This window comes from Serratia sp. GW822-FHT06D09, from assembly GCF_058799515.1.
Window position 1 is genome coordinate 490870 of the sequence record NZ_JBXALO010000002.1, and the last position, 15342, is coordinate 506211.

14 protein-coding genes are annotated in these 15342 nt (G+C 53.1%); 12 read left to right on the plus strand and 2 right to left on the minus strand.

The window, feature by feature from the left end; translation table 11 throughout:
- Positions 1-97: 97 nt before the first annotated feature.
- From cmk to lpxK, 6 genes are all read left to right on the plus strand, one after another.
- A complete protein-coding gene (gene cmk, locus AC1RKG_RS06045) occupies positions 98-787 on the plus strand; it encodes a (d)CMP kinase (protein ID WP_020826129.1) in 690 nt (229 codons plus the stop codon).
- Positions 788-968: 181 nt separating this feature from the next.
- Positions 969-2642, plus strand: coding sequence for a 30S ribosomal protein S1 (gene rpsA, locus AC1RKG_RS06050; protein WP_020826130.1), 1674 nt, complete (start codon positions 969-971; stop codon positions 2640-2642).
- Positions 2643-2705: 63 nt separating this feature from the next.
- Positions 2706-2990: an integration host factor subunit beta gene (gene ihfB / locus AC1RKG_RS06055; RefSeq protein ID WP_004942652.1), complete on the plus strand. Its 285-nt coding sequence runs from the start codon at positions 2706-2708 to the stop codon at positions 2988-2990.
- Positions 2991-3240: 250 nt separating this feature from the next.
- Positions 3241-5541 (plus strand): ComEC family protein, encoded by a 2301-nt coding sequence (locus tag AC1RKG_RS06060; RefSeq protein ID WP_493182571.1) that lies wholly within the window; start codon positions 3241-3243, stop codon positions 5539-5541.
- 35 nt (positions 5542-5576) lie between these two features.
- Positions 5577-7325, plus strand: a complete 1749-nt coding sequence (gene msbA, locus AC1RKG_RS06065; RefSeq protein ID WP_122078243.1) for a lipid A ABC transporter ATP-binding protein/permease MsbA — start codon at positions 5577-5579, stop codon at positions 7323-7325.
- Complete coding sequence (gene lpxK, locus AC1RKG_RS06070) at positions 7325-8305, plus strand: tetraacyldisaccharide 4'-kinase (RefSeq protein WP_493182363.1); 981 nt, start codon at positions 7325-7327, stop codon at positions 8303-8305. The genes msbA and lpxK overlap by 1 nt, the downstream gene beginning before the upstream one ends.
- Position 8306: 1 nt before the next feature.
- On the opposite strand, the gene hglS is transcribed toward lpxK, so the two are convergent.
- The gene (gene hglS, locus AC1RKG_RS06075) at positions 8307-9713 is read right to left on the minus strand and encodes a 2-oxoadipate dioxygenase/decarboxylase HglS (protein ID WP_493182364.1); all 1407 of its coding nucleotides are present in this window, start codon (positions 9711-9713) and stop codon (positions 8307-8309) included.
- 527 nt (positions 9714-10240) lie between these two features.
- On the opposite strand from hglS, the gene cspE reads away from it, so the two are divergent.
- The 6 genes from cspE (at position 10241) to AC1RKG_RS06105 (ending at position 14493) form a co-directional block, all read left to right on the plus strand.
- A complete protein-coding gene (gene cspE / locus AC1RKG_RS06080; RefSeq protein ID WP_020826136.1) occupies positions 10241-10450 on the plus strand; it encodes a transcription antiterminator/RNA stability regulator CspE in 210 nt (69 codons plus the stop codon).
- Between the two features lie 221 nt (positions 10451-10671).
- Positions 10672-10893 carry a cold-shock protein gene (locus AC1RKG_RS06085; RefSeq protein WP_006320799.1) on the plus strand — a complete coding sequence of 74 codons (222 nt, stop codon included), beginning with the start codon at positions 10672-10674 and terminating at the stop codon, positions 10891-10893.
- Positions 10894-11002: 109 nt separating this feature from the next.
- On the plus strand, positions 11003-12229 hold the full coding sequence (locus AC1RKG_RS06090) for a winged helix-turn-helix domain-containing protein (protein WP_493182365.1): 1227 nt from the start codon (positions 11003-11005) through the stop codon (positions 12227-12229).
- 289 nt (positions 12230-12518) lie between these two features.
- On the plus strand, positions 12519-12701 hold the full coding sequence (locus AC1RKG_RS06095; RefSeq protein ID WP_006320791.1) for a Trm112 family protein: 183 nt from the start codon (positions 12519-12521) through the stop codon (positions 12699-12701).
- Positions 12698-13447 (plus strand): 3-deoxy-manno-octulosonate cytidylyltransferase, encoded by a 750-nt coding sequence (gene kdsB / locus AC1RKG_RS06100; protein WP_142815551.1) that lies wholly within the window; start codon positions 12698-12700, stop codon positions 13445-13447. The genes AC1RKG_RS06095 and kdsB overlap by 4 nt, the downstream gene beginning before the upstream one ends.
- 149 nt (positions 13448-13596) lie before the next feature.
- Complete coding sequence (locus AC1RKG_RS06105) at positions 13597-14493, plus strand: YcbJ family phosphotransferase (protein WP_262255213.1); 897 nt, start codon at positions 13597-13599, stop codon at positions 14491-14493.
- A 6-nt stretch (positions 14494-14499) separates the two neighbouring features.
- Here AC1RKG_RS06105 and elyC read toward each other — a convergent pair whose 3' ends face one another.
- A complete protein-coding gene (gene elyC / locus AC1RKG_RS06110; protein WP_493182572.1) occupies positions 14500-15273 on the minus strand; it encodes an envelope biogenesis factor ElyC in 774 nt (257 codons plus the stop codon).
- Positions 15274-15342: the final 69 nt, after the last annotated feature.

Below are 15342 nucleotides of genomic sequence, written 5' to 3' on the forward strand. Positions count from 1 at the left end.
GACTGGGCAGGCGGCAGGGACGCTTTTAATTATGCTTTCGCATTGTGCTGACGGCAGGTTATGTCCCTGTGAGGTTTTCTACCTGAAGGAGAGAGAAATGACGGCTACAGCTCCGGTGATAACCGTTGATGGACCAAGTGGCGCAGGCAAAGGTACTTTGTGTAAGGCGCTGGCCGAATCCCTTGGTTGGCGTTTGCTGGATTCCGGTGCGATCTATCGCGTACTGGCACTGGCGGCACTGCATCATCAGGTTGATATCACTTCTGAGGAGGCGCTGGTTCCCCTGGCCGCACATCTCGATGTTCGCTTTGTTGCCGAAGGTGGCAAACTGCAGGTGATTTTGGAAGGTGAGGATGTCAGCAATGAGATCCGCACTGAAACCGTCGGCAATACCGCTTCGCAGGCAGCGGCTTTTCCGCGCGTGCGTGAAGCCTTGTTGCGGCGCCAGCGTGCATTCCGCGAGGCCCCGGGCCTGATTGCCGATGGGCGCGACATGGGCACCGTGGTATTCCCCGATGCGCCGGTAAAAATTTTCCTGGATGCCAGTTCTGAAGAGCGTGCGCACCGCCGCATGCTACAGTTGCAGGAAAAGGGCTTTAATGTTAACTTTGAACGTCTTTTAGCCGAGATAAAGGAACGGGATGACCGTGACCGTAATCGGCCTATCGCGCCACTGGTGCCGGCCTCCGACGCCCTCGTGCTGGATTCAACCAGCATGTCGATCGACGAAGTCATCCAGCGTGCGCTGACATATGCACATGAAGTTTTAGCGTTGCCGCAGCAGTAAGCGCGGCGGCGTTATTGGCTTTTTGTCATATTTGTCATGGCAGTATCGAACTATATCGGGTAAAATTTTACCCCTGTAACCTAAACCCTGTCGGCATGGAGCCAATGGCGGGGTATGTGAAACAACCCCATTCGGCGGGATGCTAAATGGACGTTAAACTATAGAACCCTGAAGATTAAACATGACTGAATCTTTCGCTCAACTCTTTGAAGAATCCCTGAAAACAATCGAAACCCGTCCGGGTTCCATCGTTCGTGGCGTTGTAGTTGCTATCGACAAAGACGTAGTACTGGTTGACGCCGGTCTGAAATCTGAGTCTGCCATCCCGGCTGAGCAATTCAAAAACGCACAGGGCGAGCTGGAAATCCAGGTAGGCGACGAAGTTGATGTTGCGCTGGACGCTGTTGAAGATGGCTTCGGTGAAACTCTGCTGTCCCGTGAGAAAGCTAAGCGTCACGAAGCTTGGATCACGCTGGAAAAAGCTTACGAAGAAGCTGAAACTGTCGTCGGTGTTATCAACGGCAAAGTTAAGGGTGGCTTCACTGTAGAGCTGAACGGTATTCGTGCGTTCCTGCCAGGTTCCCTGGTTGACGTGCGTCCGGTACGTGACACTCTGCACCTGGAAGGCAAAGAGCTTGAGTTCAAAGTCATCAAGCTGGACCAGAAACGCAACAACGTTGTAGTTTCTCGCCGTGCGGTTATCGAATCAGAGAACAGCGCAGAACGTGATCAACTGCTGGAAAACCTGCAGGAAGGCATGGAAGTTAAAGGTATCGTTAAGAACCTCACTGACTACGGTGCATTCGTTGATCTGGGCGGCGTAGACGGCCTGCTGCACATCACTGATATGGCTTGGAAACGCGTTAAGCATCCGAGCGAAATCGTCAACGTTGGCGACGAAATCACTGTTAAAGTGCTGAAGTTCGACCGCGAGCGTACTCGTGTTTCACTGGGCCTGAAGCAACTGGGCGAAGATCCATGGGTCGCTATCGCGAAACGTTACCCAGAAGGCACCAAGCTGACTGGTCGTGTAACCAACCTGACTGATTACGGCTGCTTCGTAGAAATCGAAGAAGGCGTTGAAGGCCTGGTACACGTTTCTGAAATGGATTGGACCAACAAAAACATCCATCCGTCCAAAGTTGTTAACGTGGGCGATGTAGTGGAAGTTATGGTTCTGGACATCGATGAAGAGCGTCGTCGTATCTCCCTGGGTCTGAAGCAGTGCAAAAACAACCCATGGCAGCAGTTTGCAGAAACCCACAACAAGGGCGACCGCGTTGAAGGTAAAATCAAGTCTATCACTGACTTCGGTATCTTCATCGGCCTGGACGGCGGCATCGACGGCCTGGTTCACCTGTCTGACATCTCCTGGAACGTTGCAGGTGAAGAAGCAGTTCGTGAATACAAGAAAGGCGACGAAATCGCAGCGGTTGTTCTGCAAGTTGATGCAGAGCGCGAGCGTATCTCCCTGGGCGTGAAGCAACTGGCTGAAGACCCGTTCAATAACTACCTGTCTATGAACAAGAAAGGTACTATTGTTACTGGTAAAGTCACTGCAGTTGACGCCAAAGGTGCTACAGTTGAATTAGCAGGCGGCGTAGAAGGTTACCTGCGTGCATCTGAAGCCTCTCGCGACCGCATTGAAGATGCAACTCTGGTTCTGAATGTGGGTGACGACGTTGAAGCTAAATTCACCGGCGTTGACCGTAAGAACCGCGTAGTAAGCCTGTCCGTACGTGCTAAGGACGAAGCTGACGAGAAAGACGCAATCGCTACTGTTAACAACAAACAGGAAGAGAGCAACTTCTCTAACGCTATGGCTGAAGCTTTCAAAGCGGCTAAAGGCGAGTAATGACGGGGGGCGGTTTTTTAATCGCCCCGATACGGTAGTTTAGCTGCAAAGCTTGGAGGAACTATGACCAAGTCTGAACTTATTGAAAGACTTGCTGGCCAGCAATCTCATGTACCGGCGAAAGCCGTTGAGGATGCAGTGAAAGAGATGCTAGAACATATGGCTGCTACGTTAGCCGATGGTGAACGCATTGAGATCCGCGGATTCGGCAGTTTTTCTCTTCACTACCGTGCTCCGCGTGTGGGTCGCAACCCGAAAACTGGTGATAAAGTTGAGTTGGACGGCAAGTACGTTCCTCACTTCAAGCCAGGCAAAGAGCTGCGTGACCGCGCCAATATCTATGGTTAGTCACTGACTTCCATAGAGTTGTTGCTTGTACTGAAATATAAAACGGCGCCCCAGGGCGCCGTTTTTTTTTGGCCTGAACGCTGAGATTGACCGGTTGATTCTGCACTTTTCTGCTTACCACGTCGCAACATGTTGCCCCTGAAGGTAACGGTCATCGTTATTGTGCGGCGCCTCGCGCACGTCTTTAGATTATGGCTGGTGGAACCTGGTCTTGATGTGAACAATCCCGTGATGTTGGCGGCTTGAATAGCTGCCCCAAACCGGGAGAAACCCTATCAAGACCTCGCTGGATTTGGCGATCATCGCGATTATCTGCGGCACTCTGCCCCTGCTTTTCATGCCGCATCTGCCTGACGCACGAATAATGCTATGCGTCATTTTGCCCATCTGTTGTTACCTGTGGTGCAGGAGCTCCCTATGCCGATTTATGGCATGGGGGGCGTTGGGCTTTCTGTGGGCGGTATTCACTGCCGGAAACCTGGTCGATCAAATCAACCGCCTGAGCCAGGGGCCTGTAGTGCATGCCGTGGTCAAGGTTAGCGGCATTGCGCTTGCGGCTACAGCACGCAAGCAGACGGTAATGCATATAGAACAGATTAATGGCAGGTGGTTGGTGCCATCCATTGCGTTTTCCACACTGTGGCAACCCAAAGAGCAACCTTTGTGCGCCGGACAGCGTTGGCAGATGCAACTGCGCCTGCGACCGATGCATGGCAATTTAAATGAAGGGGGCTTCGACAGCCAACGTTGGGCTATCTCGCAGCGTCAACCATTAACGGCGCAGGTAAAGAGCGCCACACTTTTGGATCCCGCCTGTAGCTGGCGACAGCGTATTATCCGCCATGCCGAAAACAATATTGGTACGGTTCGTTATCAGGCCGTTTTACTGGCTTTGGCATTTGGTGAACGCGGGGCACTAGAGCCTTCACTGCGTTCGCTAATGTTAAAAACCGGTATTGCTCACCTGATGGCCATTTCAGGGCTGCATGTGGCGATGGTGGCCATTTTGATTTGGTCTTTGCTGCGGGTAATCCAGTTTTGGTTACCTGCCCACCGAATCGGCTACCGTTTCCCTCTGATTGCCAGTTGGCTCGGGGCGCTAGGTTATATCTGGTTGGCTGGCGCGCACCCGCCGGCGGTAAGAACCGGCCTGGCGTTGACGCTCTGGATGCTGTTGCGCATACGGGGTATTCATTGTTCTTCTTGGCAAGTTTGGTTGTGGTGTATCGGCTTGATACTGATTTGCGATCCGCTGGCGGTGTTGTCCGACAGCTTTTGGCTCTCGGCGACGGCGGTGTTGTGCCTGATATTTTGGTTTGAATGGGTCCCCCTCAGTCCCCGTTTTCGCGTGGGATGGTATTGGGCACCGCTGCGTTGGCTGCATATTCAGTTTGGTATCACATTGTTGCTGGTGCCGATGCAAGCAGGCTTGTTTCTTGGCCTCAGTATGACCTCAATACCGGCCAATCTTTGGGCCGTACCCTTGGTTTCCCTGGTGACGGTTCCGCTGATCCTTCTCGCCGTGGTACTGGGGATTTTCCCTCCGTTGAGTACCGGGTTGTGGTGGGCAGCAGACCTCACGCTGGCGTGGGTTTTCACCCCATTACACTACCTGAAAAACGGGTGGCTTGACCTTGGCGCAGCATCGCTGGTTTTCAGCATTATGGGCTGGTTGATGGTGATTTTCTGGCGCTTTCATTGGTGGCTGCGCTATGTCTCGGTGCTGGTAACGCTGGCAGTGTGCTGCTTGCTGTGGCGGGAGAAAGCCCCGTCATATCGCTGGCGCGTAGATATGCTCGATATTGGTCATGGCTTGGCCATGGTGGTTGAAAAGAATGGCCGGGCGATATTGTACGATACTGGACCCCGTTGGGGGACGGGCAGCGCGGCCACGCGCAATATCGTCCCCTTTCTTAACTGGCGTGGGCTGCCGGTGGATCAAATCGTCATTAGCCACGATCATTTGGACCATATCGGTGGTCTTGAGGAATTGCAGCAGGCATTCCCGCTGGCGACGGTGAGAAGTCCGCGGCTTGGCGCTGGCCACTTACCCTGTGTCGCGGGGGAAAGTTGGCAATGGCAATCGCTGCAATTCCAGGTGCTGTGGCCACCGAAAGCAGTAAAGACCGCGGGAAATGACGATTCTTGCGTTATCCGTATCGATGATGGCAAATACAGCCTGTTGCTGACCGGTGATGCAGAGAAAAGGTCGGAAGCACAGCTGGTACGGCATCAGCGCCATTTGTTGCGCGCGACGATATTACAGGTTCCCCATCATGGCAGTAAAACGTCATCCACTCCGCCATTTTTACGTGCTGTAGCGCCGGAAGCGGCAATAGCTTCCGCATCGCGTTACAATAAATGGCGATTACCTGCGGTTAAAGTGGTCGCCAGATATCGGGAAAATGGCATCATATGGCGCGATACATCGCGCTCCGGTCAGTTATCCGTACTTTTTTTCGACAACGATTGGCAAATTAAAGGCTTTCGTGAACAAATAATGCCCCGTTGGTACCATCAGCGGTTTGGCGTAGAGGGTGATAATGAGTAAAATGGGCCGCTATTTCTTCCGATGCTGGTATTTGCATGATGAATGATAAAGATCTCTCCACCTGGCAGACTTTCCGTCGCCTCTGGCCGATGATCACACCTTTTAAGACCGGGCTGATCGTGGCCGCCATTGCGTTGGTAATGAACGCAGCCAGCGACGCCTTTATGCTGTCTTTGCTTAAACCTTTATTGGATGACGGTTTTGGGAAAACGGAAAGCACTATCCTGCTGTGGATGCCATTGGCCGTTATTGGCCTGATGGTGGTGCGCGGGGCGACGGGCTTTGTTTCCAGCTATTGCATTTCATGGGTTTCCGGCATGGTGGTGATGCACATGCGTCGTCGTCTGTTTGGCCACATGATGAGAATGCCGGTGTCCTTCTTCGACCAGCAATCTACCGGTACATTACTGTCTCGCATCACTTATGATTCCGAGCAGGTCGCTTCATCCTCGTCCAGTGCACTGGTGACCGTGGTGCGTGAAGGGGCGTCGATCATCGCGCTGTTCACCATGATGTTCTATTACAGCTGGCAGCTTTCGGTGATCCTGATCGTCCTGGCCCCGATTGTCTCTATTGCGATCCGCATCGTTTCCAAGCGCTTCCGTAATATCAGTAAAAACATGCAGAACACCATGGGGCAGGTGACTACCAGCGCCGAGCAGATGCTGAAAGGCCACAAGGAAGTTCTGATTTTCGGCGGCCAGCAGGTTGAAACCGATCGCTTCAATTCGGTCAGCAACCGCATGCGTCAACAGGGCATGAAGTTAGTTTCCGCTTCCTCTATCTCTGACCCTATCATTCAGTTGATCGCTTCACTGGCTCTGGCCTTTGTGCTGTATGCCGCCAGCTTCCCAAGCGTGATGGAAACCCTGACTGCCGGTACCATCACCGTGGTGTTCTCTTCGATGATCGCTCTGATGCGTCCGCTGAAGTCACTGACTAACGTCAACGCGCAGTTCCAGCGTGGGATGGCCGCGTGCCAGACCCTGTTCTCGATTCTGGACATGGAGCAGGAAAAAGACACCGGTACCCGCGAAGTGACTCGTGCGAAAGGCGACATCGAATTCCGCAATGTTACTTTCTACTATCCAGGCAAAGAAACCCCAGCGCTGCGTGATATCAATCTGAGCATTTCAGAAGGTAAAACGGTGGCGTTGGTGGGCCGTTCAGGATCGGGCAAGTCGACCATCGCCAATTTGCTGACCCGGTTCTATGACGTTCAGGAAGGCGAGATCCTGATGGATGGTCACGATCTGCGCGAATACACGCTTGCGTCGTTGCGCGATCAGGTAGCCCTGGTTTCGCAAAATGTGCATTTGTTCAATGACACCATCGCCAACAACATCGCTTACGCGCGTGAGGAACGCTATACCCGCGAAGAGATAGAGAAGGCCGCGCGCATGGCTTACGCCATGGATTTCATTGAGAAAATGGAAAATGGTCTGGATACGGTAATTGGCGAGAATGGCGTAATGCTTTCCGGCGGTCAGCGCCAGCGTATCGCCATCGCCCGTGCCTTGCTGCGCGATTGCCCGATTCTGATCCTCGATGAAGCCACCTCGGCACTGGACACCGAATCAGAGCGTGCTATTCAGGCCGCACTGGATGAATTGCAGAAAAACCGCACTTCGCTGGTGATTGCGCACCGTCTGTCGACGATTGAGAAAGCCGATGAAATCCTGGTGGTTGAGGATGGCCGTATCGTCGAGCGTGGCGAGCATACCGTATTGATCGAAAAGCAGGGCGCCTATGCCCAGCTGCACCGTATGCAGTTTGGTCAATAATGATCGAACGCATCTGGTCAGGCAGTTCGCTGGTTTATTTGCTGTTGTTACCGCTGTCCTGGCTGTATGGCCTGGTCAGCGGACTGATTCGGCTCAGCTACCGTTGCGGCCTGCGTAAAAGCTGGCGTGCGCCGGTACCGGTAGTGGTGGTGGGAAATCTCACCGCTGGCGGCAATGGCAAAACCCCGATGGTGATCTGGCTGGTGGAGCAGTTGCAGCAGCGTGGTTACCGGGTGGGTGTCGTTTCGCGCGGTTATGGCGGTAAAGCTGAGGCGTATCCGCTGTTACTCAATGCGAGTACTACTACCCGGCAGGCCGGGGATGAGCCGGTTCTGATATATCAACGTACCGCCGCGCCAGTCGCCATCTCGCCGAACCGTGTCGAAGCGGTTCAGGCGCTGCTTAAGCAGCACCGACTTGATATTGTGATTACCGATGACGGTTTGCAGCATTACGCCTTACAGCGCGATTTTGAATTGGTCGTGATCGATGGTGTACGCCGCTTCGGGAACGGTTGGTGGTTGCCTGCGGGCCCGATGCGCGAACGCGTTTCGCGTTTGAACAGCGTTGATGCATTGATTACCAACGGTGGCGTGGCGCAACCGGGTGAAATTGCCATGCGATTGCAGGCGCGCGAAGCGGTGAATGTTGCCACTGGCGAACGCCGGCCCGCGGTTGAATTGCCGCATGTGGTGGCGATGGCCGGCATTGGCCATCCGCCGCGCTTCTTCGCCACGCTGGAAAAGCTGGGTGTGGATGTTGAAAGAGAAGTGGCGTTTGCCGATCATCAGGAATACCAACATGACCCGCTGGCGGCGCTGGTAACCCCTGGACAAACGCTGCTGATGACTGAAAAAGATGCGGTCAAATGCCGTGCCTTTGCCCAGCCTAACTGGTGGTATTTACCGGTTGATGCGGTACTTCCCCCCGATCAGGCTGAGCAACTGCTGCAAAACATCGAAGCCCTGCTGAAGCAATAATTCAAACCGCTAGCGCGTGCAGCCCCAAGGCTTGCGCGCAGGCATCTATCGAGCGTTGCTGTGTTTGCTGATACAGCGATAGCTCATCGATCACCTCGGCTCCTAAAGCCAGTTCAAACGCCGCTTTGCTTGACGTTGCGTTGTATTGCGCTTTGCTGGTATCGCCGAGATTCGACTGGAAAATACCCGCGGCACTGACCGGCAAGAAATCTTCATACACCAATGGCTGGAAGCGGATATATTCCTTGGCAATCAACTGTTCCAGCGTGCTGTGCTGATCCAATGAGTCTTTGGCTGCCAGCCCGCATTCGGTCGGGAAATAGCGGAACCAGGCCAACTGCTGCTCTCGCAGGGTGGCATAATCATCCGGAAACGCCTGAAAATTTTGCGCCAGCAGTTGATTGTAGCGATCTGCGTTTTTCTCGTTGGGTGGTGCCTGCAGTGCATCGTTGGTAGCCTGCAGCAGACGATCGTAGAGTGCGCGGCCTTTCGTCGTCAACGCAACGCCGCGCTGTTCTATTTCACCGAAGCGGGCAGTATGGTGCCCGTGAACGGCGCTGCCGTCATGCTCAACGAAATCGACGTTTTCCTCTAGCGCTTTAAAGCTGGTTTGGCGCAGCAGGATAGGGCGGCGACGCGGCGGTGGCCCTTCAATCACCGCTTTGGGAGTGATGCCTCGGCCAGGCATTGCCTGTTGAACCAGGTCGATATTAAGGGTGCGCGGCGTCAGGTGGTTAATGTGCGGGCCTTTGAACGCGACCACGTCAGCAATCAAACGGTGTTGGTCGTGCAACTGCTGATATTCGGCTGCGCTGACCGTCGCCCGGCTGTGCCAACGGAAGGTTTCCAGCGCTTGCTCGACAAATTCGTCGGCCTGGTTCTCGTCCAACCCACCCAGGGCTTCCTGCAAGGCGATCAGCTCCAGTGCGCGCTCGGTAAATATTCTACGACGCGCCAACAGTTGTTGCGCCAGTTGACGTAGTTCCGGATTATCAATCAGCTCGAGTCGCAAGAGCGAAGTGAACACGCGAAAGGGGCTGATTTGCAGCGCGTCTTCATGCACCGCACGAAATGCGGTGGAGTGGACCGGAACGCCTGCCACGGCCAGATCGTAATAACCGACCGGGGACATGCCCATAACGTTAAACAGCCGTCGCAGGGTCGCCAGTTCTTGCTCAGTTCCCACCCGGATAGCGCCGTGACGCTCCATGGCCAGCCGTTCGATTTCGCCGGTAATTTGTAATTGATGAGCCAATGCGGCATCTTCGCGCAGGACCTGTCTGTTAGTTTCCGCTACCAGTTCGAGCAAATCGCCGTACAGAGGTACCTCTTTTTGGTACATCTCTGACATGGCGTGGGAGAATCTGGCGCGGATTTCATTCGGTGAGACGAACTGCTGGGCGGTCATGCGCATAGCTCCTTGATTCAGTATAATCTGAAAAATTATTTTTTTGACGGCATAAGTGCTGGCTGAAAGGCCATCTGCCTTGTTTTCACCTCAAGTTTAGCCATGTCGATTGGGTTTTGTTATAGCTTGAGCAAGCATATTAGATTTTTATGCGTTAGCTCTCATTTGAACAGTACAGGGCGGTAACATTGGCCGTCCAGAAGGCAATAACGCCAAGATTTTTACATAAAAAAAGATAAATTAACTCATGCACAATCATAGACATAAAAACAAATTCGAAGTAATGATAAAAATAAGGCAATAAACCTCTTGTGCAAAGAATAGATTTATGAGTAAATGCAAGTCGGCCTGTGATACAGACCTATTTATGTTCGAGTATAGAGTTAAGCAGTTCCTCCAAAAACGTTATCATCTGATTCCGCTTCAAAGACGAACCTTCTAAGTACCTCCCATAAGTAATGTTTCTAAAAACGGCCTAAATTGCCTTATGGCAGGTTTTGTATATATATTTAAAAGGTAAATGTGTAATGTCTAAGAAGACTGGTCAGGTGAAGTGGTTCAACGAAAGCAAAGGTTTTGGTTTTATTGAACAGAACGACGGTGGAAAAGATGTATTCGTACATTTCTCTGCAATCGCGACCGACGGTTTCAAAACTCTGGCTGAAGGCCAGCGTGTTGAGTATACCATCCAGGACAGCCCGCGCGGGCCGGCTGCCGCCAACGTTGTTGCTCTGTAAGAAAACAGGGAATAGCGTAAAACGATCTTAATACAACCATGATGATGCGTTAATGCTGATTCATTGCGGAAGATATTAAGTTCAACAAGCCCGCCATAGTGCGGGTTTTTTATTTTTTGCTCACGAGAGGTTTGTTACGAAAAACTTTAGGATGGGCTGGTAGCGTCCAACAATAATAAAAAAGACGTTGTTATGGATGCTCAAGTAAAAGGATATAAGTTATGTTTAAAAATACTGTGTTACAAATGGGCCGTGTGAAATGGTTTGATCAAGCCGCAGGCTATGGTTTTATTTCACCGGTAGACGGTAGCGACGAAATTTATGTAAGCCGTCGTTCTATCGCCAATACTAAAAATAAATCATTGAACGAAGGTCAGAACGTTGAGTTCTCGATCTATCGCAGCTCTCATGGGCTGTCAGCGGCAGACGTTATCGCGTTCTGACCCACCCCTTCCTCGCCAGTGCCGGTGCCGCCACCCCAAGCACTGGCGAAGATAAATTCCCCGATATCCACTATTATCAAGCGATTGTTCAGTCACTTCGGATATCAGGATGAACACCCCCGTTATTTCTCTTACTGCCGCCCGTGCGCTCCACCTTGCCGCACAGGGGTTGTTAACCCCGATAAAACGTAAAGCCAAGCCCGACGATGTGGTTGCCGCCATTCAGCGTATGGGCCTCCTGCAAATCGATACCATCAGCGTTGTCGCGCGCAGCCCCTATTTGGTGCTGTTCAGCCGCTTGGGTGATTATCAGCCCGAATGGCTGGAACAGGCGCTGGCCGGTAGACAGGTGTTCGAGTACTGGGCACATGAAGCCTGCTTTTTACCCATTGAAGATTTTGGCCTGCTGCGACATCGTATGCTGCAGCCGCAGGGTATGGGCTGGAAGTATTCCGAAGAGTGGATGCAGGACCATCGCACCGCAATTGATGCACTGCTGCAACATATTGAAGCCACTGGCCCCGTACGTTCGGCGGATTTTAGCGCCGAGAAGAAAGGTAACAGCGGTTGGTGGGATTGGAAGCCGGAAAAGCGGCATCTCGAGATCCTGTTTACCGCCGGCAAACTTATGGTGGCCGAGCGACGCAACTTCCACCGCGTTTATGATCTTACTGAAAGGTTAATGCCCCATTGGGATGATAACAGGCACGTATTGGCGGCCGATCATGCGCGGCATGAGATGCTGAAGCGTACCTGTCGCTTCCTTGGGATATTCAAGGCTGAATGGCTGGCAGATTACTACCGACTGAAGCGAGTGGCGCCGAAGGCACTCCTGGCCGGGTTACAGCAGCAGGGGGAAGTGCTGCCGGTGTTGATCGACGGATTGGACGGGGAATTTTACGTACACCATTCGCTGGCCGCAGAACTGTACCTGGCGGAGCAAGGAAAGCTGAAATCAAGCGTAACCACTCTGCTTTCTCCCTTCGATCCAGTGGTTTGGGATCGCCGCCGCGCCCTGGAGTTGTTCGATTTCGATTACCGGTTGGAGTGTTACACGCCAAAAGAAAAACGGCAGTATGGCTATTTCACCCTTCCCGTGTTGCAACGTGGAGAACTGATTGGTCGCATTGATGCAAAAATGCATCGTCGGCAGGGTATATTTGAAATCATCAGTTTCCATCCGCAGACCAAGGTTCGCTTTGGTAAACAGCGTATGCAGGACATTCGGCAAGCCATCACCCGTAGTGCAAAATGGCACGGTGCAAATCAGGTTATTTTGGGTGATATTCCGGCACCGCTGGCGACCGAATGGCGCGAGGGTTGGGAAGTGGAATAACGAACGGCGTTGTCGGCGTGGGTAAAACGAATTCCAGCGCCGCTCGTTACAAGGGGGGGCCTCAGTTGCTGAAGTTGGCAAACATGGCGATGATCTTATGAATACGTTTGATCATGAGAAATATCTTTTTGTGATATGAATCACAAAATTCTACGCCTGCGCCATTGCCAGTTCAATCCCTGCAGCAGATTAAAACGCAACAGCAAGGCAGCCGGTGATTAACCTGACGTATAGCGTTGTGCTATCCTCATCCACTTTCCTTACGTAAGATCTCCACCCTGGAGGAAGCATGGACCACCGTTTACTCGAAATCGTTGCCTGTCCGGTCTGCAACGGCAAGCTCTATTTCAACAAAGAAAACCAGGAACTGGTGTGTAAAGTGGATGGCCTGGCCTACCCGCTGCGTGATGGCATTCCGGTTCTGCTGGAAAATGAGGCGCGGGCGCTTTCATTGGATGAGAAACACGCATGAGTTTCGTCGCTATTATTCCAGCTCGTTATGCTTCAACCCGTTTGCCTGGAAAACCACTGGCCGATATTCACGGTAAGCCGATGGTGGTGCACGTCATGGAACGTGCGCGCGAGTCCGGTGCCAGCCGCGTCATTGTGGCGACCGACCACCCAGCCGTCGCCGAAGCGGTGAAAGCGGCCGGTGGTGAAGTTTGCATGACCCGGGCCGATCACAATTCGGGCACCGAACGTTTGGCTGAAGTGATCGAGCATTATGGCTTTAATGATGACGAAATCATCGTTAACGTTCAGGGTGACGAACCTCTTATCCCTCCGGTCATAGTACGGCAGGTGGCTGAAAACCTGGCGGGCAGCCAGGCTGGTATGGCTACCTTGGCAGTGCCGATCGACAGTGCGGAAGAAGCCTTCAACCCTAATGCAGTTAAGGTGGTTATGGATGCGCAGGGCTATGCGCTCTACTTTTCGCGCGCCACCATTCCGTGGGATCGTGAACGTTTCGCCCAATCCAAAGAGAGCATCGGCGACAGCCTGTTGCGGCATATCGGCATTTACGCCTATCGCGCCGGCTTTGTACGCCGTTATGTCACCTGGGCACCAAGCCAACTGGAACAAATTGAGCTGCTGGAGCAGTTGCGGGTGCTGTGGTACGGCGAAAAAATCCACGTGGCGGTTGCCAAGGCAATGCCGAGCGTGGGGGTTGATACGCCGGAAGACTTGCAGCGTGTCCGTGACAGCATGAAAAGCTGATCATTGAACGCCGGTGCGCCACACGGCGCGCCGGCGGCATTATCATTTCCCTTCTTATATCCCCATTTTGTTGATCTGCGTTGAAGAATTTATCTGCTTAGCGTTCGATGATAGCTGCGTCTCTTCCTATCTCTTGAGGCTATTTCCTTATGGAGCAGTTACGCGCTGAACTGAGTATTGTGCTGGGTGAGTCTATCAGCCGACTGGAACGCGTCAGCGAGCAGCCTTATGCACACATGTATTCACTGTACGACCAACAGGGGTACGCTATTCCGCTGATGGCGAAAAGCTTTGTCTGCCAAGGGATTGCCCAGCAGGAGGCCTATAAGCTGTCGATGCTGGCGCGCGAAGGCGATATTCGTTTGCCGACGGTGTATGGCGTGGTCTATACCCAGCAATCACCCTATAAAGAGATCTTGCTGATAGAACGTTTGCGGGGCGTATCCGCAGAAGCGCCGACGCGCACACCGGATCGCTGGAATTCGTTGATGGAACAGGTGGTCGACGGCGTATTAGCCTGGCACCGTATCGACAGCCACGGCTGCGTCGGCACGGTCGACAGCACTCAGGAAAACGACTGGTTCTGCTGGTATCAACAGCGGGTGGAAGTGCTGTGGTCAACGGTCAGCAACCTTAATTCGCCGCAGCTGACGATGGCAGACCGTCGCTTGCTGTATCGCACACGTGAAGCATTGACCCATTTTTTTGTCGGATTCGACGATCCCTGCGTGCTGGTGCACGGCAACTTGTCGCTACGCAGTATGTTAAAAGACCCCAAAAGCGATCAATTACTGGCGATGTTGAACCCTGGAATGATGCTGTGGGCGCCACGGGAATATGAGCTTTTCAGGCTGTGTGAGGCAGGAATGCCCAGTCAGTTGCTGTTTTATTATTTGCAACGTGCGCCGGTGGCGGAATCTTTCCTGGTGCGGCGCTGGTTGTATGTGGTGTGGGAGGCGGTGGGGCGGTTGATTCATACCGGCAAGCTGGATCGGCAACCGTTTGATTATGCTTCCAAACAGCTGCTGCCCTGGCTTGCCGGTTAAGCTTGTTTAGTCGACAGAAATCTCATCGGCCCCTTTAAGCCATTGCCACAGGCTGCCGAGCGTTTCATACCAGGCGCGTTCGCTGTGGCCAAGGAACATAGCCGATGGCACCACGCGATCCCAGATATTCAAACGTGAGCTGATGGCCAATTGGTTGGCCGGTGCCGGGATAGGGTGCAGCCCCTTGGCTTCAAAGAAGCGCATCGCCCTTGGCAAATGGTTAGCCGAGGTCACCAGAATAAAGGGCTGCTGCCCGACCAGCTTCGACACCTGCAACGCCTCTTGCTCGGTATCCATCGGGCGATCCAACAGCACCATGTCGCTGCCTGGCACTCCCAGGCTTTCCGCTACCTTCGCCGCCGTCGCCGCGTTACTCAGAGTATTGGGCCCCCCGGCTCCGGTGAATACCATTTTTGCCCCGGGATGCGCGAGATACAGGCGCACGCCTTCCGTGACGCGTGGCAGGCTGTTACCGATCAGGTTGGAACTGGGGGCCCAATCGGGATTAAAGGTATAACCGCCTCCCAGCACCACGATATACTTTACCGGGTCAGTGCCGCGATAGGTGACATACTCCGATTCGATTGGGCGTAGCAGCCTGTCGGCCACCGGCTGCAGGCTGAAAAGCAGTAAAAACAGCCAGCTCAACGTCAAAATGACCCTGCCGCTTTTTTGCCAACGGGTGAACCACAGCAGCAACAGCGCCAGTCCCATCAACAGCAGCAGTGCAGGTAACGGCATTAAAATGGCGCCAATGAACTTTTTCAGGTTAAACAGCATCAAAAATCAGGTCCTTTTGGGCGAAAAAACGACATCCGGGCACATTCAGGCCGCAAGAAGATTCATTCT